23 protein-coding genes are annotated in these 20,618 nt (G+C 70.4%); 8 read left to right on the top strand and 15 right to left on the bottom strand.

All coding sequences use genetic code 11. The annotated features are described in order from the left end of the window. Window positions 1-20 precede the first annotated feature (20 nt). Window positions 21-1,145, bottom strand: coding sequence for a serine/threonine-protein kinase (locus ADK57_RS27270; RefSeq protein WP_053752235.1), 1,125 nt, complete (start codon window positions 1,143-1,145; stop codon window positions 21-23). A gap of 111 nt (window positions 1,146-1,256) precedes the next feature. Here ADK57_RS27270 and ADK57_RS51430 point away from each other — a divergent pair, with 111 nt between their 5' ends. Beyond that, on the top strand, window positions 1,257-3,362 hold the full coding sequence (locus ADK57_RS51430; RefSeq protein WP_053752236.1) for an AAA family ATPase: 2,106 nt from the start codon (window positions 1,257-1,259) through the stop codon (window positions 3,360-3,362). After that, window positions 3,359-4,639 carry an McrC family protein gene (locus ADK57_RS27280; RefSeq protein ID WP_063786014.1) on the top strand — a complete coding sequence of 427 codons (1,281 nt, stop codon included), beginning with the start codon at window positions 3,359-3,361 and terminating at the stop codon, window positions 4,637-4,639. Before ADK57_RS51430 ends, ADK57_RS27280 begins: the two co-directional genes overlap by 4 nt. Here the strand turns inward: ADK57_RS27280 and ADK57_RS27285 are convergent. From ADK57_RS27285 to ADK57_RS47880, 3 genes are read right to left on the bottom strand one after another with little or no spacing between them, the layout of a single operon-like run. Beyond that, on the bottom strand, window positions 4,590-5,627 hold the full coding sequence (locus ADK57_RS27285) for a hypothetical protein (protein WP_053752237.1): 1,038 nt from the start codon (window positions 5,625-5,627) through the stop codon (window positions 4,590-4,592). The two genes, ADK57_RS27280 and ADK57_RS27285, sit on opposite strands and share 50 nt — an antisense overlap. Window positions 5,628-5,642: 15 nt before the next feature. After that, window positions 5,643-6,383 carry a nucleotidyltransferase domain-containing protein gene (locus ADK57_RS27290; RefSeq protein WP_053752238.1) on the bottom strand — a complete coding sequence of 247 codons (741 nt, stop codon included), beginning with the start codon at window positions 6,381-6,383 and terminating at the stop codon, window positions 5,643-5,645. A 54-nt stretch (window positions 6,384-6,437) separates the two neighbouring features. Beyond that, a complete protein-coding gene (locus tag ADK57_RS47880; protein WP_199830692.1) occupies window positions 6,438-6,896 on the bottom strand; it encodes a hypothetical protein in 459 nt (152 codons plus the stop codon). 489 nt (window positions 6,897-7,385) lie between these two features. Here ADK57_RS47880 and ADK57_RS27300 point away from each other — a divergent pair, with 489 nt between their 5' ends. After that, window positions 7,386-8,027 carry a hypothetical protein gene (locus ADK57_RS27300; protein ID WP_234390433.1) on the top strand — a complete coding sequence of 214 codons (642 nt, stop codon included), beginning with the start codon at window positions 7,386-7,388 and terminating at the stop codon, window positions 8,025-8,027. Window positions 8,028-8,112: 85 nt separating this feature from the next. Here the strand turns inward: ADK57_RS27300 and ADK57_RS27305 are convergent, their stop codons facing one another. Continuing rightward, window positions 8,113-8,508, bottom strand: a complete 396-nt coding sequence (locus tag ADK57_RS27305; RefSeq protein WP_053752239.1) for a hypothetical protein — start codon at window positions 8,506-8,508, stop codon at window positions 8,113-8,115. A 668-nt stretch (window positions 8,509-9,176) separates the two neighbouring features. Here ADK57_RS27305 and ADK57_RS27310 point away from each other — a divergent pair. Further along, window positions 9,177-9,605 (top strand): RidA family protein, encoded by a 429-nt coding sequence (locus ADK57_RS27310; protein ID WP_053752264.1) that lies wholly within the window; start codon window positions 9,177-9,179, stop codon window positions 9,603-9,605. Then, the gene (locus ADK57_RS27315; RefSeq protein ID WP_053752240.1) at window positions 9,602-10,069 is read left to right on the top strand and encodes a GNAT family N-acetyltransferase; all 468 of its coding nucleotides are present in this window, start codon (window positions 9,602-9,604) and stop codon (window positions 10,067-10,069) included. Before ADK57_RS27310 ends, ADK57_RS27315 begins: the two co-directional genes overlap by 4 nt. A 63-nt stretch (window positions 10,070-10,132) precedes the next feature. On the opposite strand, the gene ADK57_RS27320 is transcribed toward ADK57_RS27315, so the two are convergent. After that, window positions 10,133-10,864 carry an aspartate/glutamate racemase family protein gene (locus ADK57_RS27320; RefSeq protein WP_053752241.1) on the bottom strand — a complete coding sequence of 244 codons (732 nt, stop codon included), beginning with the start codon at window positions 10,862-10,864 and terminating at the stop codon, window positions 10,133-10,135. Window positions 10,865-10,869: 5 nt separating this feature from the next. Then, complete coding sequence (locus tag ADK57_RS27325; RefSeq protein ID WP_053752242.1) at window positions 10,870-12,348, bottom strand: NCS1 family nucleobase:cation symporter-1; 1,479 nt, start codon at window positions 12,346-12,348, stop codon at window positions 10,870-10,872. 237 nt (window positions 12,349-12,585) lie between these two features. Between ADK57_RS27325 and ADK57_RS27330 the strand changes: the two genes are divergently transcribed. After that, a complete protein-coding gene (locus ADK57_RS27330) occupies window positions 12,586-13,260 on the top strand; it encodes a GntR family transcriptional regulator (protein WP_053752243.1) in 675 nt (224 codons plus the stop codon). 36 nt (window positions 13,261-13,296) lie between these two features. On the opposite strand, the gene pip is transcribed toward ADK57_RS27330, so the two are convergent. Both pip and ADK57_RS27340 read right to left on the bottom strand, forming a co-directional pair. Beyond that, window positions 13,297-14,259 (bottom strand): prolyl aminopeptidase, encoded by a 963-nt coding sequence (gene pip / locus ADK57_RS27335; protein WP_053752244.1) that lies wholly within the window; start codon window positions 14,257-14,259, stop codon window positions 13,297-13,299. Window positions 14,260-14,296: 37 nt separating this feature from the next. After that, window positions 14,297-15,016, bottom strand: a complete 720-nt coding sequence (locus tag ADK57_RS27340; protein WP_053752245.1) for a uracil-DNA glycosylase — start codon at window positions 15,014-15,016, stop codon at window positions 14,297-14,299. A 288-nt stretch (window positions 15,017-15,304) separates the two neighbouring features. On the opposite strand from ADK57_RS27340, the gene ADK57_RS27345 reads away from it, so the two are divergent. Further along, the gene (locus ADK57_RS27345) at window positions 15,305-15,808 is read left to right on the top strand and encodes an RNA-binding S4 domain-containing protein (RefSeq protein ID WP_053752265.1); all 504 of its coding nucleotides are present in this window, start codon (window positions 15,305-15,307) and stop codon (window positions 15,806-15,808) included. A gap of 90 nt (window positions 15,809-15,898) precedes the next feature. On the opposite strand, the gene ADK57_RS27350 is transcribed toward ADK57_RS27345, so the two are convergent. The 3 genes from ADK57_RS27350 to ADK57_RS27360 form a co-directional block, all read right to left on the bottom strand. Further along, window positions 15,899-16,372 (bottom strand): DoxX family protein, encoded by a 474-nt coding sequence (locus tag ADK57_RS27350; protein ID WP_053752246.1) that lies wholly within the window; start codon window positions 16,370-16,372, stop codon window positions 15,899-15,901. A 110-nt stretch (window positions 16,373-16,482) separates the two neighbouring features. Further along, entirely contained in the window at window positions 16,483-17,163 is a 681-nt protein-coding gene (locus ADK57_RS27355) for a class I SAM-dependent methyltransferase (protein WP_053752247.1), read from the bottom strand. 74 nt (window positions 17,164-17,237) lie between these two features. Further along, the gene (locus tag ADK57_RS27360; protein ID WP_053752248.1) at window positions 17,238-18,137 is read right to left on the bottom strand and encodes an acyltransferase domain-containing protein; all 900 of its coding nucleotides are present in this window, start codon (window positions 18,135-18,137) and stop codon (window positions 17,238-17,240) included. Window positions 18,138-18,213: 76 nt separating this feature from the next. Here ADK57_RS27360 and ADK57_RS27365 point away from each other — a divergent pair, with 76 nt between their 5' ends. Continuing rightward, complete coding sequence (locus ADK57_RS27365) at window positions 18,214-18,480, top strand: DUF6343 family protein (RefSeq protein WP_053752249.1); 267 nt, start codon at window positions 18,214-18,216, stop codon at window positions 18,478-18,480. A 54-nt stretch (window positions 18,481-18,534) separates the two neighbouring features. Here ADK57_RS27365 and ADK57_RS27370 read toward each other — a convergent pair whose 3' ends face one another. From ADK57_RS27370 to ADK57_RS27380, 3 genes are read right to left on the bottom strand one after another with little or no spacing between them, the layout of a single operon-like run. Continuing rightward, window positions 18,535-18,915 carry a tetratricopeptide repeat protein gene (locus tag ADK57_RS27370; protein WP_053752250.1) on the bottom strand — a complete coding sequence of 127 codons (381 nt, stop codon included), beginning with the start codon at window positions 18,913-18,915 and terminating at the stop codon, window positions 18,535-18,537. A gap of 49 nt (window positions 18,916-18,964) precedes the next feature. Next, window positions 18,965-19,594 (bottom strand): dephospho-CoA kinase, encoded by a 630-nt coding sequence (gene coaE, locus ADK57_RS27375; RefSeq protein ID WP_053752251.1) that lies wholly within the window; start codon window positions 19,592-19,594, stop codon window positions 18,965-18,967. Between the two features lie 59 nt (window positions 19,595-19,653). Continuing rightward, entirely contained in the window at window positions 19,654-20,592 is a 939-nt protein-coding gene (locus tag ADK57_RS27380) for a PAC2 family protein (protein ID WP_053752252.1), read from the bottom strand. Window positions 20,593-20,618: the final 26 nt, after the last annotated feature.

Genomic DNA, 20,618 nt, shown 5'->3' on the forward strand with positions numbered 1-20,618 from the left:
AGGCCACGGGGAGCGCGGTGTCAGAAACGGGCGTCGCGGGCGTAGGCGGCGCGGAGACGCTCGGCGATCTGCAAGGGGGCGGAGAGGCGGGCGAGGGAGTCGCGGGGGCGGGAGTGCGAGGCGGCGGGTTCGGGCTCGGCGTCCTCGGGCCGGGCGTCCTCGGGCTCTGGTTCCCGGTCGGCAGGGACGTCCTCGTCCTCCTGTGCGGCGGGGTCGGCGACGGCCGGGTCGTAGGGCTCGTGCTCGAGCTGTGCAGGCAGGTCGGGGAGCGGCGCGGCCGGGGTGCGGTCGGTGAGGCTGCGCTTTGCCTGGGCCGGGGTCAGCCCGCAGCTGCGGATGACCTGGACCAGCCGCTCCGTGACGTCTTCCAGCGCGGGGCGCGCCTCGGGATCGTACGCGAGCATCGCCTCGATCACCGGGCCCAGCTCGGGCGGAAGGCCGGAGAGGTCGGGCGACGTGGCCACGTCCTCGATCCGGAGGGCGACGGCCTGCCAGGTGGGCCCCGTGTAGGGGTAGTGGCCGGTGGCCGCGTACAGCAGGGCGGCGCCGAGGGCGTAGACGTCCGCGGCCGGGGACAGCTGGTGCTCGCCGCGCGCCTGCTCGGGCGGCATGCACAGCACGGAGCCGACCACGAAGCCGGTGGCCGTCAGCATGGAGCGGCGCTCCGCGAGCACGGCCAGCCCGAAGTCGATCAGCTTGGGCCCGTACTCGGCGAGGAGGATGTTCTGCGGCTTGAGGTCGCGGTGCAGCAGACCTGCCTCGTGGACGGTGTGCAGGCCTTCGGCGAGCAGCGCGCCGAGGCTGGCGGTCTCGGCGAGGGGCAGCGGGCCGTGCTCGGTGATGAACGTACGAAGATCGGGACCGGCGACGTACTCGACCGCGAGCCAAGGTTGTTCGGCGTACGCGTCGGCGGCGACGAAGGCCGCGACGAACGGGCCGTAGACCGTCTTGAGGCTGTCCACTTCCAGGACGAAGCGCGCCCTGGTGTCCTCGTCGAGCACCGAGGCCCTGATCACCTTCACGGCGACCTGGAGACCTGCGGCCGATTCGCCGAGATAGACCTGGCCCATCCCGCCGACACCGATACGGCCCCGCAGCGTGTACCCGCCGATGACCGCCGGGTCGTCGTCCTGCAGTGGTTCCACGGGCCGTCGGCCTCCCCCTTGTCAAGTTCTGCGCTCGCGTCACGCCTCATCGGGCAGTCTAGTGAGCTGCGTCCTCTCGTATCCGTCGCGTGTCCTGTCTGGAGTCCGCCGTTGAGCACCCCGCCCACCCTGCTGTCCCGCGCCAAGCCCCGTCTGCGGCGGGCGATGGAGATCCTCGTGGAGGAGAAGGACGGTCTGCACTTCAGCGAACTGTGGCAACGCGTCGTCGCCGAATACCCGCTCGACCCGGACGAGACCGAGCTCCGCAAAGCGACGAACGAGACCAAGGGCCAGAACACGTGGGTGTGGCAGACGTCCGACTGCGTCCTGGCGGGGATGCTCGTCAAGCGCAACGGCATCTGGTCGGCCACCCATCTCGCCAGGTATCAGCTGGCTGCCCGCCAGGATCCACTGGAGTTCTTCGACGTTCCGAAACGGGCCTTCGCGTACTGGCAGTCACACAAGGTCGGCTACGCCTATGCGGCCCGGCTCTGCGGCGCCGTCCGTCCCGGACACTGGGTCGCCCTCGGAGCGCTCGCCGCGGAGAGCGGACTGGCCCCGTCCCGGCTCGCACCCTGGTTGTGGGGAACGAGGCCCAAGGGGTGGTTCCGGGTGCTCGACGAGGACGGCCGGGTGCCGGAGGAGATCCACGCCGACGAGCAGGAGATCGCGGAGTACGCGGGCCACTTCCGGAGCACAGGGGCGGAGGCCGACACCGCCCAGGGTTGGGGCACCGAGGTCGGCGTCGCGGAGCTGAAGCACGTCCTGGCAGCCGAGGACGCGCGGCGAGGCAGCGGTCAGAACGCCTGGCTGATCAGCGTCGACACCTTGTGGGGTGCGGGGCAGATCCAGCGGTGGCTCGACGAGGGTTTTTGCTCCCTGCCCGCCGACCTGGACGAATTGCCCGGCGCCATCTCACCCGAGGAGTTGGCTCTCGTCGTCGAAAATCGATATGCGCGGACCGGCTCGAAGCAGCAACGGGCCCGCCTGGCCGAGAGCTTCGACCGGTTCCTCAACCTCATGCACCCGGACGACCACGTCGCGGTCGCCACCGGCGGCAAACTCTGGCTGGGCACGGTCACGGGTGACGCCGAACTCGAAAAGGGGCCCGATCGCAGTCGGCTACGACGCCCGGTGCAGTGGCTCACCGTCCCCATCGACGAGACGGCGCTGCCGGAAGAGCTGCAGGCCCAGCTCTCCAGCGAACACAAGGTCGTGGATCTGACCCACCTGCTCGACAGGATCCGAGCGCTCGCCGAGGCCGCCGACGTCGGTCCGGAGGAAGAGGTTCCCAAACCCCTGCCCGCCCCCGGCGTCATCCTCCCCCGGCCCACCGACACACTCGCCGAGGAACTCCTGGTGACCAAGGAGTGGCTGGACGAGGTGCGTGAACTCCTCACCGATCACAAGCAGTTGATCTTCTACGGTCCTCCCGGCACCGGAAAGACCCACCTCGCCCTGCACATCGCCGAGCACCTCGCGGGCGACCGACGTGCCGTGAAACTCGTGCAGTTCCATCCCTCGTACGCCTACGAGGACTTCATCCAGGGCTACCGTCCCGTACAGCGAGCCGTCGGCGAATCGGCACCGGGCGCGCTCGGCTTCGAACTGCGCAACGGCCCGTTCCTCAACCTGGTCGAGACGGCCAGGGCGAACCCGGACACGCCCCACTTCCTGATCATCGACGAGATCAACCGGGCCAACCTGGCGAAGGTCTTCGGGGAGCTGTACTTCGTGCTGGAGTACCGCAAGCGGCCGGTGGACCTCCAATACTCGGGCGAGTTCACGATGCCGTCCAACATCTTCGTCATCGGCACGATGAACACCGCGGACCGGTCCATCGCGCTCGTCGACGCCGCCATGCGTCGCCGTTTCGCCTTCCTCCCCCTCCACCCGGACGACGAGCCCACCCGCGGCCTGCTCGCGGCCTGGATCGCTCGTGAGCACCCGGACGCGGAGGAGGACGTCACGGCGCTGCACCAGGCCCTCAACTCCCGTATCGAGGACAAGGACTTCAAGATCGGGCCCTCGTATCTGATGCGGGACTCGGTCTACCGCGAAGGCGGCCTCGACCGGGTCTGGCGCACCGCGATCCTGCCGCTGCTCGAAGAGCACCACTACGGCGATGGCACGGATGTCGTGCGACGCTACGGCCTCCAGGCCATCCGCCGAACGGTCGCCGCCGACCGTACTCAGGCCGCCGGAGTTCCCGAGTGACCTTCACCCGGCGCCTCGACCTCACCGAGCACGGCGGCTGGTCGCCGGCCCGGCTGTCCCCGACCACGGGACAATCTCTGGCCGAGTCGGGCGTCGTCGAGGCGCGCACCGATCCCTACGACCCGACACACTGGGAGGTGCGAGCGCTCACCAAGGTCGGGATGGTGCGGATCGCCGGGGTGGAGGTGTCCGTCGCGCCGAAACTCCCCATCGAACGGCTCTTTTTCCTCGTCGGCTACACGGCCGACCCGACACGCGGCTGGCGTACCGACGAGGAACTCGTGGACATCGGATCGCACACAGGGATCGTGCCCGCCCTCGCCCACGCCTTCGAGCGGCTCGCGGACCGTGCCCTGCGGCAGGGCCTGCTCCAGGGATATCGCACAGTGGAGGACGCGATTCCCGTTGTACGAGGGCGGATCCGCACGACCGACCAGATGCAACGCCGGTACGGCGTCCCCCTGCCCGTTGAGGTGACGTACGACGAGTTCACCACTGACATCCCGGAGAACCAGTTGCTCCTCGCGGCAGCCGAACGTCTGCTGCGACTGCCGGAGATCCCCCGCGTCGTACGCCATCGGCTGGTGCGGCTGTGCACGAGACTCACCGAAGTCGGTCCACTGGTGCCTGGCCGTCCCCTCCCGCGCTGGCGGCCGAGTCGCCTCAATGCCCGGTATCAAGCTCCTTGCAGGTTCGCCGAGTTGATTTTGAACGGCACGTCCGTCGAGCACCAGCGCGGGGACGTACGCGTCGACGGTTTCCTCTTCGACCTTGCCAAGGTCTTCGAGGACTTCGTCTGCGCCGCCCTCACTCAGGCGCTGCGCCCCTACGGCGGCCGGTGCCGAGCGCAGGCCCGGCACCACCTGGACGAGGCCTCCGAGATCCTGATGAAGCCCGACCTGGTGCACTCCTCGGACGAGGGTGTTCCGAGAGCCGTCGCCGACGCCAAGTACAAGGCGGAGAGACCGGAGGGCTTCCCGCAGGCGGATCTGTACCAGATGCTTGCTTATTGCACGGCGCTCGGTCTGCCCGCCGGGCACCTGATCTACGCCAAGGGCAACGAGCCGCAGGCCCTCCACACGGTCCGCGGCACCGGCACGGCAATCATCCAGCACGCCCTGGAACTCGACGAGGAACCCTCGCGCATCCTGGCCGCGGTGGAACGCATCGCGGCCTGTATGGCCGTCGGTGACCAGCCGCATTCACATGGCCCGACGTGTGCGGGGATCATCCGGCAGCGGGCACCGGAGGTTTCCCGGACCAGACCTCACGCATGAGTGCTCGGCGCTCGCTCGATGCGGGCAGCCGGTGGAACCCGCCTGAGGACTCACGGTGGACGCAGTCGATGCCGTAACGGTGCAGCAGTTCGACGTCCTCCCGTTCCGGGAGCTCGGGGAAAAGGGCGGTGAGGAGTCGCGCAGGAGACGGGCTGTGGGGAGCGTAGTCGAGGAGCTGTGCCAGAGCCTGTCGCACGTGACTGTGGCCTGCGGCACTCTTCGCCTCGATCACTTCTGCTTCACCGGCTGCTTCGACATACATGTCGCTGATGCCGGACGGGCAGAAGAACCGTCTGGCCGTCAGGCCGCGAACGGCCAGGAAATCGCGGTACTCGCGGACGAGTCGGGCCTCCCGACGGTCAACGACGATCAGGCGCCGACTCCGCCGATAACCGGTTCGGTTGGTGCGCAACTCCTCAAGGGCCGCGATGCGCACGGGATCAGTGTCCCGGCCAGTGGGATCGATCGCTGGTGGCTCTTCCCCACTGGGGGTGATCATGAAGTCCTCGAGGACCGATCGCGCTCTATCGCCCCGAAGGACCATCTGCCCGGGGAAGTTGTGTGCAGGCTTGTACCCGATGGCCGCGTTGAGTTCGTCGTACGGAATGTCCGCCGGTACCAAGTCCACGAGACTGTAGATGGTGTGCCAACTCGTCCCGTCGGCCTTGGGCGGCCAGAGGAGATCGGCGAGTGCTCGGTTGCGGAAGATCGCTCCGACTTCCCCTATGGCGCGCACCTGGTTCTGGCCCGTGAACAGAACGACGTCACCGGTGATCACGTCGGTGAACTTCCTGTCATGTGCCGGCGCCGCGCCCCAGAACCTGGCTTGTCCTTCCGGATGAAGAATCCTGAGCTGCGCCCGTTGATCGACTGCGAGCAGACTGTCACAGCGCGACTGTGTGAAGTCCACCTGCCGCTCGACCGTGTCCGCCCAGTGGCGGCGCGTCTCAGGACTGCCGTACGACGGGGATATGAGCACCCGCACCATGTGTTTCCTTCTCGCCTAGAAGTTCGTGGCCCGTTCCCGGCTCGCCGTCTCGAAAATCACCTGGGCCTGAGTGATCGCCTGGGTCAGCGAGTCCGGGTCCGCCCCTGCGGACATTGACGCGATGACGCCGTCCACGGTTCGCAGCCCGGCCCGCTCCAGCAACCGCTTCTCGTTCGTCACCCACTCCCCGCGCGCCGCGAGCACACCGTGCCCGGCCTGCATGGCGGCCGTGGCGATCGCGCCGGCGACCTCCGCGAGCCGGCCCGCCGGGGCGTGGTTGGCCTTGGCGTACGCAAGGGTGGCGACGGCGGTGCCGTGCCAGCGCTCGGCGGCGGAGGTGCGGAGTTTCTCCGGGTAGGCAGCCGGCCGAGGCAGTTCGCCTCGCAGCACGCGATTGATCGCCAGTTCGGCGACGACCAAGTAACTCGGAATCCCCGCCAGATGGAACAGCAGGGGCTCCACCCGGAAGCGCCCCTCCTCCGCCTCCGCCAACTCGTGCTCCACCACGTCGAGATCGCGGTAGTGCACGTCCACGCGCCGCCCGTCGATCGTCAGCCACGCACCCCCGTTGAACACCCCGCCACCCCAGCCGCCGATCTCGGAGACCTCGCCCTCCCAACCAAGGGCGCGCAGGTCGTCGGGATCGAAGGCCCCGCGGTAGTAGACGGCCAGGTCCCAGTCGCTGTCGGGCTTGTGGGTGCCCTGGGCACGGGAGCCGCCGAGGGCCACGGCCCGGACTGTGGGGAGGGAGGGCATGGCCGCAGCGTACGTAGCTGCGCGCCGCGTCTCCACGCAATTGCGTGCCGGGCCTCAGCCCGTCGCCGCCACCCCGAAGTCGGCCCCCGAGATGCCGCCGAGCCCCTCGGCGATCCGCCGCAACGGATCCCGCAGCGCGGTCAGTTCGGCGCGCATCGCCTCCGCCTCCGGCCAGGCCGTCTCGTGGTCGAGCGGAGCGACGTCCGCCGGGCGGCGGGCCTCGTACGCGGCGAGACGGGGGTGCCAGGAAGTGGTGAAGGGCCGGATGACGTCGTTGATCAACGTGTACGCGAGGCTCTGGACCGTCGGCGCACCGCCGTCCGCCCCCTGCTCCAGACCGATGCTGTACGTGTGCAGCGTCGCGCGCGTGAAGTCGATCAGTGACTTCAGGGACGACAGGGCCTCGCGCAGGCTGCCCGTGCCCGGGGTCAGTTCCTGCACCCCGATCCGGGTGACAAGCTCGACCTGGATGTCGAAGGCGGCCATGCGTTCCGACTCGCTGGGTGCTGCCACGGGTGCCTCCCTCCGGCTTCCGGGAAAGTCCAGCGTAACCGGGTCGCGGCGGCCGCCGCACAGGGTACGCAGGGCGGTACGACGCAGGACTTCGGTGCGGGCGGGGGCCGGGTCGTGGTGATGCCAGGCGTGCAGGGTGACCGGGTGGAGCTGCCGGCCTCCGTCGGGACGGGTGCGAGCAGGCTGCGTACGCGGAGTTCGGCGACGCCGTTCTCGGCACGCCGGCGGGCGACGGCTCTGGCACCTGGTCGGCGGCGTTCGCCGTGTCCACGTCGTCAACCACGGAGCCCCGTCACTTCCTCGTCGGCGAGCGCGTCGAGCAGGTAGGTGCCGCGGGCGGGCAGACACTTCTCGTCGGTGAACACCTGGAGCCCGCCGACGCACAGCGCCCGCGCGAGCGGACGGACCTGCTCCGCATCTCCACGGCTGTAGCCGTGGAAGACGTCCCGGACGGCGACTTACCCTACTGTGGGTACCGGGGAGGCGATCATGAGACACAGGCAGCGCAGACGGCGGAGCCCTGGGGGCCCGGCGCAGGTCACGGCCAAGCTGACGATTCCCTTCGTCGGCGAGATCTCCGGTACGTGGGAACCGGCCGATGCGGAACGCAGTGCGGCCTGGGAGTTGTACCTGGAGCTGGTCACGCGTGTGTCGGTGGAGGAACTCGCCCCGGAGGAGGGGTTCCTGCGTGAGGCGCTGTCCTCCCTCTACACGTTCTTCACCACGACCCGCGAGATCCTCCGCCGCTACGGCCCGGAGGTCGCCCCGCCCCTGGCCCCCGGCCACGTGAGCTTCGGTGTCCTGGCCGTCACCGTCCTCAACCGCGTCCTGCGCCCTCTCCTCGCCTCCTGGCACCCACGCCTGACGGCCTACGAGTCCCAGCGCCCACCCGGCCGGGACCCCGTCGCGCACGAGCGTCAGTGGGAGCACGCGGAAGCGCTCCGCACCGAGATCGCTGCGGTACGGCAGACCTTGGTCTCCCTGGCCCGGACCCTCCAGGAAGTGGCAGGCGTCAGCGACCTGATCGACCTGCCGGCACCGCGGGCGCCCCGGCCTCCCGATGTGAGGCACCCCCCGGCAGCTCAGACGGGTCCTGCGCGTGGTGAAGGCCCTGAGGGTTCCGGCAGTTGAGAAGCAGTTGAGAACAACACCCTCGACCGGCGACGGATCGCTCTGACGGCCTGAGGCCACCTCCCCGGCGCGCCGGAAGGGCCCGTCACTCCGGATGCGCCGGGAGGACGTCGGCCATGAGCGCCGCGTACGCCTCCGCCGGCGTCCTCCCGCCGCCTGCCGCCCCGGGGTTGGCTTTCCAGAAGCGCATGCAGGGGACGTCCTGTTCGTCCCAGCCGTTCGGCAGGTCGTCCGGCGGACACGGGAACGCGAGCCAGGGACCCGGCTCGTAGGCGCCCCCGTACCGGGATTCGATGAGGGTCACGGGATGAAGGGGAGGCAGGGGGGTGTGGCCCGGGAGCAGTGCGGCCACGAAGGGTTCGTCGACGGCGATGTAGGCCTCGGGCCAGTCGGACTCCGTGACGGTGAGGAGATCGTCCGGCGAGGCCGCGGCGAGGTGGGCGACGACGCGCCGTGCGGCGTCGTTCACGTCGGCGGACATGGATCAGGCCTCCCGGAGGTCGCGGTGCCGATGGCGGGTCGGCGGCTGGTCGCAGGGGCCAGGCGGGCCGGGCGGGCCGGGCAGCCGAGCGCGCTGTGGGCGGGGTCGGTGCGGTGTCGGGCCGGGACGTGGTGGACCGTGCGCGACATGGCAGACCTCCGAGCCCATGGGAACTCAAGGGGCGAGGCCTGTCGAGCGGTTTGCGTCGAGCGGTTTGCGTCGACCGGTCGTCCTCCGCCCGCACGTCTGCCTCGGGTGATTGTCAGTGGGGCGCGCTTCAATGGGAGGTGTCGTCACGGAGCGTCATGAGGGGCCGCGGTCGAAGGGCTGTGCGTGCCACGGGGGAGGTAGCGATGGTGGGCTGCGGGATGCACGAGGAGGACGGGCGGCGGTACGTCTCGTTGGCCGGTCTGCGTCTGCGGGGGTGGACCGGCGGGTTGGTGCGCCGTCTGCTCGGGCCGCCGGACCGGCTCAGTCTCGATCCGCGGGTGAGGGGCGCGCCGCAGGTCCGGCTGTACCGCCTGGAGCGGGTCGAGGCGGCCGAGCGGATCGGGGAGTTGCAGCCGTGGGAGGAGGGTCACCAGCGCCCGTGGCGGGGATATTCGGATGCGCGCGCGGGCGAACGCCCGGATGATCGGCGGGTTGCCCGCGACCGGCCCAGGAGTGTCATGATCCAGCGCGTCACCTCCCCCGCCCTGTTCCCACCGCCGACCTACTCCCACGTCTCCGTCGTCGAGGCGGGCACGAGACTTGCCTTTCTCGCCGGGGCCGTACCTCTCGATGCCGACGGGGAGTTGGTGGGTGCGGGAGACCCGGTGCGGCAGGCCGAGCAGGTGATCGTGAATCTCGGTGAGCAACTGCGGGCCGTCGGGAGCGACCTCGGGGATGTGCTGGCGACCGACGTGTACGTCGTGAGCAGCGATCCCTCGGTGCTCTCCGCCGTCTGGGAGGTCGTCGAGGCATCGGGGCTGAGCGTCGGTCCGCATTCGTCGACCCTCGTCGGGGTGGCGTGTCTCGGATACACCGGGCAGTTGGTGGAGATCACGGCGACGGCCGTCGTCCCGGAAGGCCGCGAGCAGGAGATGGTACGGCCGTGAGCCGCCCCGAAGCCGTCGTCACCCTTCGCCGCGCCACCGCCCCGGACGCGGCCTCCGCAGCCGACGTCTGGCTGCGTTCCTTCGCCGCCGCTCTGCCGACGGTCGTCAGCCCCCGCTCCGGCGACGAGGTGCGCGCCCACTTCCGGGAGGTCGTGGTGCCGCTGCGCGAGACGTGGATAGCCGAGGCCGCGGACGGGGGTGGCACGGTGGGGGTGATGGTGCTCAACGGCAGCCTGCTGTCCCAGCTCTACCTCGACCCCGACTGGCGCGGACGCGGCATCGGCGACCGCTTCGTGGCCCTCGCCAAGGAGCGCAGCCCGGAGGGGCTGAGCCTGTGGACCTTCCAGGTCAACAAGCCCGCCCACCGGTTCTACGAGCGGCACGGCTTCGTCGCCGTCGAGTACACGGACGGCAGCGGGAACGAGGAGCGGGAGCCGGATGTGCGCTACGAGTGGCGTCCGTGAACGCCGCGGTGGGCGGCGCCCCGGGCGCGGCGCCCCGGGCGCGGCACCGCGGCGGCGCCGATGTCACACCGTCCCCCTCCCCCACACCCGCCTCTTCGGCACCGGCTTGGCATAGCTTCCCGCCCTGCTCGTCGTCAGCCCCAGCGCCACCAGCGACTCCGCCAGCCTCACCGCGGCCGCGACCCCGTCGACCACCGGAAGTCCCAGCTTCTCCCCCACCACCCGCTCCAGGCCTGTCATCCCGGCACAGCCCAGCACCAGAACCTCCGCCCCGGCCCGGCACGCCTGCTCTGCGGCCACGAGAAACGCCGCTTCCGTGCGCTGCCTGTCCCCGTCTTCGTCCCCGAGGTCGAGGACGCTGAGCCCCGTACCGACGACGGCGGCGCAGTTGCGGCCCACGCCGGCCAGCTCCAGGCTGTCCTTGATCTGACCGCATGATCGTTCCAACGTGGTGACGACCCCGTACCTGCGTCCCAGCAGGCAGGCCAGATGGGCCGCGGCCTCGGTGATGTCGACGACCGGCACGTCCACCAGCTCCCGCACGCCCTCACGCCCGTGCTCCCCGAAGCCGGCCATGACCACGGCGTCGTACCGCGGACCCTCGTACGTGCGCAGCAGGTCGATGACCGCCGCGGCCGATAGGTAGCTGTCGAGCCAGCCCTCCGCGGACTCGGGTCCCCAGGCCGGGGTCAGTCCGCTCACGGTGGTGCCCGGGCCTGCCGCGGCCCGGGCACCTCGTACGATCTCCTCGGTCATCTCCTGCGTGGTGTTGCAGTTGGTGACGACGATTCGCACGCTTCTCAGACCTCCACGGGCTTCTCGGACAGGACGCCGGCATCGGCGGCGCGCTCGGCGCGGCACAGCACCACGTACAGTCCGGCGGCCAGCGCCGTGCCGATGAACCAGGAGTACGGAGCGACATCGCTGAACGTCTTCACCAGCGCGAGCACCGCCGCGACCGCGGCCGCGGGCAGGAACGCCCACAGTGCCTTGGGGTTGACGCCCTTGCGGTAGTGGTAGCGGGAGCCGGGTCGGGCGTCGAACAGTTCGTCCACGTCGATGCGGCCGCGCTTGACCCAGTAGTAGTCGACCATGATCACACCGAACAGCGGGCCGAGGAAGGCGCCGAGTCCGCCGAGGAAGTAGTTGACGACCGTGGGGTTGGAGAAGAGGTTCCACGGGGTCACCAGCAGCGCCACCACCGTGCTGATCATGCCGCCGACCTTGAAGGTGATCTTCTGCGGCCAGACGTTGGCCAGGTCGTAGGCCGGTGAGACGAAGTTGGCGACGATGTTGACGCCCATCGTGGCGATGGCGAACGTCAGCGCGCCCAGCACCAGCACCCAGGTGTTGCCGATCTCGGCGACGAGATAGGCGGGGTCGGTGATCTCCTTGCCGAACACCTCGTACGCGCCCGCCGTGACGATGACCGACACGATCACGAAGGCCGTCGAGTTGACGGGCAGGCCCCAGAAGTTGCCGCGCCGGACCGTCTTGTAGCCGGGTGCGAAGCGGGAGAAGTCGCAGAAGTTGAGCATCAGTGTGCCGTAGGTGGCGAGGATCAGGCCGACCGCGCCGAACCACTGGCGCCACTGCTCGCCGACGGAGACCGGGTGCGGTGTGCTGGTGAGCGAGATGGTCCAGCCCGCCTTGGCCAGGATCCAGACCGCCAGCGCGATCATCACGACCCAGATGGCCGGGCCGCAGAAGTCCTGGAACTTCCGTATGGATTCCATGCCCTGGCTCATGATCGCCGCCTGGACCAGCCACAGCGCCACGAACGACACCCAGCCGAGCGCGTCGAGTCCGAGGAACGAGTTGTGCGTCCAGGACTCCAGGCCGGGCCAGGCCGCCAGCAGCATCACGTTGACGGCGACGGAGGCGAGGTAGGTCTGGATGCCGTACCACATGATGGCGATGATCGCCCTGATCAGAGCGGGGATGTTGGCACCCCAGACACCGAAGGCGATACGGCTGACGACCGGGAAGGGCACGCCGGTGCGCTGCCCGATGCGGCCCATCATGTTCATCCCGATGTAGATGATCACGAAGCCGACGAGCAGGGACGTGAAGATCTGCCAGACGTTCATGCCGAGGAAGAGCAGGCCGGCGGCGAACGTGTAGTTGCCGAGGTTGTGGACGTCGGACATCCACATGGCGAAGAGGTCGAAGACCTTCCAGTTGCGCTTGCCGGCGGGCGCGAGGTCTTCGTTGGTGAGCCGGGGGTCGGGGACGAACGCTGCTGTGCCGGTGGCTTCGGCACGGTCGGCGAGGGACACGGGGCCTCCATGAGGAGCCGGGGGACGGAGGAAGTGCGCTTTCCGGTGACAGGCTTCCGGTGGCTTGTTTCCGGCGGCTTGTTTCCGGTGACTTTGTTCCGGTCGCTTGCTTCCGGTCGCCTGGCGACGTGTTTGGTATACCAAACTGCCGACATAGTCCTCCCGTCAACCGTTCCGACCGATGTCGCTCCCGTTAACGCTCCGTAAAACACCCCCGGAGTCGGCGAAGATGGGCCCATGAGCTCCACGACGAAGATCGAACCCATCGGCGCGGTGCGCGAGCGTGTCCTGGCCACCCTGCGACAGGAGATCATCGCGGGCGGTCTCCGCCCCGGCGACCGCCTCGTCGAGCGTGAGCTGGCCGAACGCTTCGGGGTCTCCCGGGTGCCGGTCCGCGAGGCGATCCGGGCCCTGGTCGCCGAGGGGTTCGTCCACTTCGAGACCCCGCGCCGCACGGTCGTACGCCGTCTGACCCCGAACGACGTCAAGGAACTCTTCGAACTGCGCGAGGCCCTGGAGGTCTACGCGGCCGGACTCGCCGCGGCCCACGCCACTCCCGAGGACCTCGCCGAGGTCGAGGCGCTCCTCGGCCTCGCGGCCGACGCGACCGAGGCGGGCGACGCCGAGGCCATCACCGACATCAACAGCCGCCTCCACGACCGCATCGTGGCGATGGCGGGCAACAGCCTGCTGATCGAAGCCCTGGAACCGGTCGCCGGCCGCCTGCGCTGGATGACCCGACGGAACGAGGAGTGGCCCCAACTCCTCGTCGAGCACCGCGAGTTGTACGAGGCGATCGCCTCCGGCGACCCGGAGCGAGCGCGTGCGCACGCGCTCGCCCACGTGCGGACCAACTACCGCTCGACGGTACGGCAGCTGTTCGGAGACACGGAGACCGCCGAACTCCGTTAGGGCGTTTCGGCACTTGGCCAGTACATCCGAGCTCCGCTAGCGGGACGCGTACTTGTCCGTAGCCGCCACCAGCGCCTGGGCGATGTCCGGCGCACCCGCGTTGTGTCCCACATCGTCCACGACGACCAACTCGCTGCCCTGCCAGGCGTGATGGAGCCGCCACACGATGCCCAGGAGGTTGCCGAAGTCGAGGCTGCCCTGGACCAGGGTGCCGGGGACGTCCTTCAGGAGGGACGCGTCACGCAGGACCACACCCTCGTCGTTTCCCCCGCCCAGGAAGTGGTCGTTGCCGAAGTAGTGCGTCACGGTCCGCGCGAAGGCCATACGGAACGCCGGGTCCTCGAAGCGCGGGACCGACCGCGGCGGCGCGGGAATCGTCGCCGTCTCCCAGTCCGTCCAGGCGCGCGCGGCCCGCTCCCGCACCTCGGGGTCGGGCGACTCGATCAGCCGGTTGTAGGCGGCGGCGAGGTTGCCCGACCGCTCGCCCTCCGGCAGTCCGTCCAGGAACCTCTCGAACGCCTCCGGGAAGACCTGCCCAAGTCCTCTGGTCAGCAGGCCGACTTCGGCATTCGACCCCGTCGCGACCCCCGTCAGCACCAGCTCCGACACGACCCCCGGATGCGTCTGCGCGTACCGCAGTCCCAGCACCGACCCCCACGACACACCCCACACCAGCCACCGTTCGATCCCCAGGTGCCGCCGCAGCAGTTCCAGGTCGGCCAGGAGGTGAGCGGTCGTGTTGACGCTCATGTCGGTGTCGTACGCACTCGCATGCGGCGTCGAGCGCCCGCAGCCGCGCTGGTCGAGCAGCACGATCCGGTACTCGGCCGGATCGAACAGCCGCCGGAAGTACGGCGTGCAGCCGGATCCCGGCCCCCCGTGCAGCACCAGTGCGGGCTTGCCGTGCGGGTTCCCGCAGGTCTCCCAGTACACGCGATTGCCGTCACCGACGTCGAGCAGACCATGGTCGTAGGGTTCGATCTCCGGGTATCGGGCCATCCGGGCACCGTAACGGCGATACGGCGCCCTCGTCGCCTCATTTCCGTGGCGGCACCTGCGGCAGCCCCGCCGCCTCCGCCGCGGTGCGCAGCACGTCCCGCAGCATCAGGGGCGTGAGCCGGCCGGTGAAGGTGTTGCGCTGGCTGACGTGGAAGCAGCCGAAGAGTTCCAGACCGTCGAGCGACACGTGGGTGCCGTGGGCGAAGGGCGGGCGCGGCCGGGGCACGCTCCAGCCCGCCTCCGTGAACGCGGGCAGCGCGGCCTGCCAGCCGAAGGCGCCGAGTACGACCACGGCCCGCAGTGTCGGCCGCAGCAGGTTCAGCTCCTGGACGAGCCAGGGTCGGCAGGTGTCCCGTTCCTCGGGGGTGGGCTTGTTGGCGGGCGGGGCGCAGTGCACGGGCGAGGTGACGCGCACGCCGTGCAGTTCCAGGCCGTCGTCGGCCGAGACCGAGGTGGGTTGCGAGGCGAGCCCCACGTCGTACAGCGCCTCGTACAGGACGTCTCCGGAGCGGTCGCCGGTGAACATCCGGCCGGTCCGGTTGCCGCCGTGCGCGGCCGGGGCGAGACCGACGATCAGCAGCCGTGCGTCCGGCGGGCCGAAGCCGGGCACCGGCCGGCCCCAGTACGTCCGGTCGGCGAAGGCGGCGCGCTTGGTGCGGGCCACCTCCTCGCGCCAGTCGACCAGCCGCGGACAGGCCCGACAGCCCGTGATCCGCTCATCGAGGCCGGCGAGACCGGCGAGACCGCTGGTGTCCATCCCTCCACGGTACGGAAGCGGTGCGCCCGGCACCCGCCCCGGGCGCTGCACCTCGGCGCCCGCCCGTCGGAAAAGCCACCCGGCCCGCCCGGCACAGGAGGCTAAGGTCGGAGCATGGCTGCTGAGCACACGGACGAGAACAGGACGGGCGGGACGGGCGGCGCGGACAGGGCCGACGGTGCCACCGGCTCCGGCCGTTCCGGCGCGGGCGTCACCGGCGCGGGCGTCACCGGCGCGGGCGTCACCGGCGGCAAAGGGGCGGCAGGCCGAACGGCCGGCCCGAAGGACGTGGACGCCAGGGACACCGGCACGGGCCCGGGCCCGGACACGGACCCCAAGGACACGGACCCCAAGATCGCAGCCGCCGTGGCCGCCGCCGAGGCGGCCGGTCCGCAGCCCGGCGAGAGCGTGCGCATCGACAGCTGGATCTGGTCGGTCCGCCTGGTCAAGACGCGTTCCATGGGTGCCACCGCCTGCCGGGGCGGGCATGTCCGGGTGAACGGCGAGCGCGTGAAGCCCGCGCACTCCGTGCGGGTCGGCGACGAGGTGCGGGTACGCCAGGAGGGCTGGGAGCGGGTCGTCATCGTCAAGCGCCTGATCCGCAAGCGCGTCGGTGCCCCCGTGGCCGCCCAGTGCTACGTCGACAACAGCCCCCCGCCCCCGCCCCGCGAGGCCGTCGCCCCCGCCGGCATCCGCGACCGCGGCACCGGCCGCCCGACCAAGCGCGACCGGCGCGAGCTGGAACGCCTGCGCGGGATGCTGGGCGGCCCTCCGGAGGGACACGGACACTGACCGCGGACAGACCGGTGACGGCAGTGGCGCCCGGGGCGAAGAGCCGACCCGGGCACCACCGCCGTCACCGGCGCGGCGCAGCGCACACCCTCACGCCCGTCGCCGCACCAGCCGCAGCAGCTGCTCGTTGTGGCTGCGCCGGGCCCAGGCGATCAGGGCGAGCGGCACGATCAGGATCAGCGGTGTCGCCGCGTTCTCCCCGTTGAAGTACGTGAGCGTGACGACGAACGCGCCCACCATCAGCGCGCTCAGCGCCATGGCCGCGACCGACTGCAGCACCGGGATCAACAGCGCGATGCCGCCGGCCAGTTCGAGGACGCCAATGGTGTACATCCCGGCGCTGCCCCACCCCATCGTGTCGAAGGCCTCGGCGGCCGAGGAGTGCGCGATCAGCTTGGGGACCGCGCTCGCGATCACGAAGAAGAGGGCGAGGAACACCTGCAGTCCACGCAGGGCGATCCGGGCGCGGCGACCACGGGCGGTCGCGGACTCGGCGACGACGGGTTGGGACGCTGCGGCAGAGGCGGAGGGGGCAGCGGTGACGGGGACGCTGGTCTCGGACATCGGGGTCTCCTGTGTGAAGCGGTCCGTGGTGATTTCACAGAGGTAGACCGGCCTCCGCCCCAAAACTCATCGCCACACGGCGACTTGCCTTCCTCCGCCCAAGTCGCCGCCTAGGTCGCCGGAACGGCCCGTACCCAGATCCCGTCCTGAGTCAGATAGCTGTCCACCTCCAGGCCGGCCTCCGCCAGTGCCTCCTCGAACTGCTCCTTCGTCAGCGGCCGGGCCAGGAACGTCTGGGTCCATGTCGCGTCCGGGAACTCGTACTCCGCATGCACCGAGTTCACGCCGTCCCCGATCGGTTCCGAGGATGCGATGCGCAGGGTGAAGCCGCTGGGGTCGACCCGCTCGCGCGGCACGTTGGTGTGGTAGTCCTCGCCCTCGCGCTGGATGAGCACGCAGCCGTCCTTCGCGACGTGCCGAGCGCAGGTGCGCAGCAATGCCTGCCGCTCCTCGACATCGCCGGTGTGCACGAGGAACGAGGCGAGCAGCACCACGTCGAATCTCTCGCCCAGGTCGAGGTCCTCGATCGTGCTGCGTATCGTGCGCGCTCCGCGGACGTGCTCCAGCATCTCCGCGGACTCGTCGACCGCCGTGACCGTGAACCCCCGCTCCAGCAGCGGGTGGGTCATGCGCCCCACGCCGCTGCCGAGTTCCAGGATGCGCGCGCCCGCCGGCACGGCAGCGCTGATGACGTCCGGCGCGTCCCCCACAGGCAGCCGCGAGTAGAGCTCGACCGCACAGCCGTCGGGGGTGATCGCCCCCGGTCCTGTTCCCTGATGTCCCGCTCGCATTTTCAGCTCCATGCCCGTCCAACGGCCCGCATCCGCACGCCCGTTCCCGCCCGACATGCGTTCACCCGTTCGAGTTACAGCGGGAACCAGCCATGGCCGACGTACCAGTGGCCTCCGGCCCGCAGATGGTCCCCCACCGCCCGTTCCACGGAGGTGCGCCGCGGGAGAGCCTCGACTTCCAGCTCCGGGTTCCCGAACACGAACTGGACCGGCTCGGTGTCGGCCGGTTCCGTGTCCTCACGGGCGACCCGGAAGCGTTCCTGGAAGCGGACGATGTTCGAGTCGGCCGCCAGATACCGCTTCAACTGCGGGTCCAGCAGCCAGGAGTGACAGAGCGCGGCCCGGTACTTCTCCTCGGGGAAGTGGCGCGCGAAGAACTCGCCGGCCAGCGCCAGCGAACGGTCGCAGGCGGCCGGCGACAGCGGACCGAGGAAGTCGGGAATGTGGAGGTTCAGACAGGGCGTACCGGGGGCCACGTCCAGCCCTGCCGCCGCGAGTGCCCGACCCGTCCGCTCCCCGTGCCGTGCCCGCTCGAATTGCAGCCGGCCCAGCTGATACAGCTCGCCCCGGAAGTGGTGGGTGAGCCATAGCGGGGCCTGCACCCCTGTTCTGCCGTGGCGCCTTCGGTACACAGCCATGTTCCGCCCCAGGTCGGCGAGGGTGCGCCTGGAGACGTCGGCCGGGACACCGCGCTCGCGGTGGTACGCCCGGGTGTGCGGCAGTGCCGCCAAGAACACGTACACGGGGAAACACCGCTGGAGAGCGCCCGACGCCCAGTCGAGTTCGAGCAGGTCGACCGCGCCGCCCACCTCCCCCATTCCCCGGACCAGCTCCTCGACCGATGCCTCCAGCAGTCTCAGCAGCTCCGGGTCGTCCGTGACCCGTCGGCCCATGCGTACGAGTTCGTTGATGTCGTCGTGCGGTACGGCGAGGTCCAGCAGTACCTCGGCCAGCTCATCGGCATCCGGAAGCACGCCCGCCCCCTCTGTTCGGACCCTTTGGTGAACGTCCGCCACGAAGGGTACGTTCCAAAGAGGAGTAGTGATCCCGATGCGTACGGGCAGTGAACCGACGACAGCGCGCAGTGCTCTGCGGGTGCGCTTCTGGCTGAGCGTGTGGGGACTGGTCTGGGCGGTCTTCGGCACCGTCGCCTTCGCGCTCGTCGGACGGCCCGGGTGGGCGATCGCCTGCGGGCTGCTGTGGCTGGTGATCACCGTCGACATGGCGATGATCCTCAGGCACATCCGACAGGGCCCGCACTACCAGCCGGGCCGCGACATCCCGCCCTACCGGCCCCCGGAAGACCACCGCCCTTAGGACCTGCCACAAACCGGACCTGCCGCAACCGGACCTGCCGCAACCGGCCGGCCTTCACGAGTCGAAGCGCGCCGCCTGCAGGTACTGCGGGTTCGGGTCCAGCGCGGCCGCCAGCCGGAAGTGGCGCCTGGCCTGTTCGGGCCTCGCCTGTCGCTCGTAGGTCCGGGCGAGCGCGAAGTGCGCGAACGCGTTGTCCGGCTCACGCTCCAGGACGATGGTGAACTCCAGCTCGGCGGGCCGCAGTTGCGCGGCCGCGAAAAAGGCGCGGGCGCGCAGCAGGCGGGCGGCGGTGTTCTCCGGGTGCGCGGCGATCACCGCGTCGAGCAGCTTCACCGCGCCCCGCGGGTCCCGTGCGGCGAGCAGATGCTCGGCGGCACGGAAGTCGATGACATGCGTCTCCGGGGTACGTCCGGTCGAACCGCTGGTCTCGGGCACGGCAAAGTCCTTCCCTCACTGGGAGGGTTCAACGCCCGGACAGGGGCCGCTATTCCTGAGGCGGCTGAGGCGAAGTCCCGCGCGCGTGGGCTCTGCGCACGAGATCGGCCCATACGTCGTTCACGCGCCGCTCCAGCTCCGGCAGCGGCACGTCGTTGTCGATCACGACGTCCGCGATCTCCAGGCGCTGCTCGCGGGTCGCCTGGGCGGCCATGCGCGCGCGTGCGTCCGCCTCGGTCATCCCGCGCAGCCTGATCAGGCGGTCGAGCTGGGTCTCGGGGCCGGCGTCGACGACGACCACGACGTCGTACAGCGGGGCGAGGCCGTTCTCCGCGAGGAGCGGGACGTCATGGACGACGACGGCGTCCTCGGCGGCGGCGGACTCGAGTTCGTGGGAGCGTGCGCCCACCAGGGGGTGCACGATCGAGTTCAGGACGGCGAGCTTCTCCGGGTCCGCGAAGACGATGGAGCCCAGCTTGGGCCGGTCCAGCGTTTCGTCGGCGGTGAGCACCTCCGCGCCGAAGGCCTCGACGACCGCGGCGAGCCCCGGCGTCCCGGGCGCGACCACCTCGCGCGCGATCCGGTCCGCGTCGATCAGCACCGCACCGCACGCGACGAGCAGCCGCGACACCTCACTCTTGCCGGCACCGATACCGCCGGTCAGGCCCACCTTCAGCATGAGCCGAAGCTTAGGGCCTGCCACCGACAGCGCACCCGGCGGGAGAGCCGGGGCGGCCTTCAGCCCTCGCCCTCCCGCTCCGCCAGGAACCGTTCGAACTCGAGGCCGATCTCGTCCGCCGAGGGGATGTCGACCGGCTCGGCGAGCATGTTGCCGCGGGTCTCGGCTCCCGCGGCGGCGTCGTACTGGTGCTCCAGGCCCTGGACGAGGGCCACGAGGTCCTCGTCACCCTCCTGGATCTGGCGGTCGATCTCGGTCTGCGTGCGGTGGGCGTCCGTGCGCAGCGCGTGCGCGATCCCGGGCAGGACCAGCCCGGTCGCCGCCGTGATGGCCTCGAGGACGGTCAGCGCCGCGTCCGGGTACGCCGAGCGGGCGATGTAGTGCGGCACGTGCGCGGCGACGCCCAGGACGTCGTGTCCGGCCTCCATGAGGCGGTACTCGACGAGGGCCTCGGCGCTGCCGGGCACCTGGGCCTCGTCGAAGGGGCTGCGGTGGCCCGGGACGAGGTCGTTGCGGTTGCCGTGCGGGGTGAGGCCCACGGGGCGGGTGTGCGGGACGCCCATGGGGATGCCGTGGAAGTTCACCGACAGGCGCACGCCGAGGCGCTCCACGATCTGCTGGACGGCCGCGGCGAAGCGCTCCCACTCCACGTCCGGCTCGGGGCCGGACAGCAGCAGGAAGGGCGCTCCGGTGGCGTCCTGGACGAGGCGCACCTCGATGGTGGGCTCCTCGTACTCGACCCAGCGGTCGCGCTTGAACGTCAGCAACGGGCGGCGGGCCCGGTAGTCGACCAGCCGGTCGTGGTCGAAGCGGGCGACGACCTGGTGGGGCAGCGAGTCGAGGATCCGATCGGCGATCTGGTCGCCGGTCTCACCCGCGTCGATGTATCCGTCGAAGTGGTAGAGCATGACAAGGCCGGCCGACTCCTGGGCGAGCGCCATGTCGACCACGGCGAGGCCCTTCGGCTCCCATGCGTACAAACCCTGCGGATCAAGCACTGTGACCGCTCCTCCTCGTGTTCGTA

The sequence above is a fragment of the Streptomyces sp. MMG1533 genome (assembly GCF_001279775.1).
GTDB lineage: Bacteria > Actinomycetota > Actinomycetes > Streptomycetales > Streptomycetaceae > Streptomyces.

Bases quoted from the DNA above. Each gene is read 5' to 3' on its own strand.
- ADK57_RS27340 (WP_053752245.1), bottom strand. From the start codon at position 15,016: ATGGACACCAGCGGTCTCGCCGGTCTCGCCGGCCTCGATGAGCGGATC.
- ADK57_RS27310 (WP_053752264.1), top strand. From the start codon at position 9,177: ATGATCCAGCGCGTCACCTCCCCCGCCCTGTTCCCACCGCCGACCTAC.
- pip (WP_053752244.1), bottom strand. From the start codon at position 14,259: ATGGCCCGATACCCGGAGATCGAACCCTACGACCATGGTCTGCTCGAC.
- ADK57_RS27285 (WP_053752237.1), bottom strand. From the start codon at position 5,627: ATGGTGCGGGTGCTCATATCCCCGTCGTACGGCAGTCCTGAGACGCGC.
- ADK57_RS27305 (WP_053752239.1), bottom strand. From the start codon at position 8,508: ATGTCCGCCGACGTGAACGACGCCGCACGGCGCGTCGTCGCCCACCTC.
- ADK57_RS27290 (WP_053752238.1), bottom strand. From the start codon at position 6,383: ATGCCCTCCCTCCCCACAGTCCGGGCCGTGGCCCTCGGCGGCTCCCGT.
- ADK57_RS27330 (WP_053752243.1), top strand. From the start codon at position 12,586: ATGAGCTCCACGACGAAGATCGAACCCATCGGCGCGGTGCGCGAGCGT.
- ADK57_RS27350 (WP_053752246.1), bottom strand. From the start codon at position 16,372: ATGTCCGAGACCAGCGTCCCCGTCACCGCTGCCCCCTCCGCCTCTGCC.
- ADK57_RS27355 (WP_053752247.1), bottom strand. From the start codon at position 17,163: ATGCGAGCGGGACATCAGGGAACAGGACCGGGGGCGATCACCCCCGAC.
- ADK57_RS27365 (WP_053752249.1), top strand. From the start codon at position 18,214: ATGCGTACGGGCAGTGAACCGACGACAGCGCGCAGTGCTCTGCGGGTG.
- coaE (WP_053752251.1), bottom strand. From the start codon at position 19,594: ATGCTGAAGGTGGGCCTGACCGGCGGTATCGGTGCCGGCAAGAGTGAG.
- ADK57_RS27300 (WP_234390433.1), top strand. From the start codon at position 7,386: ATGAGACACAGGCAGCGCAGACGGCGGAGCCCTGGGGGCCCGGCGCAG.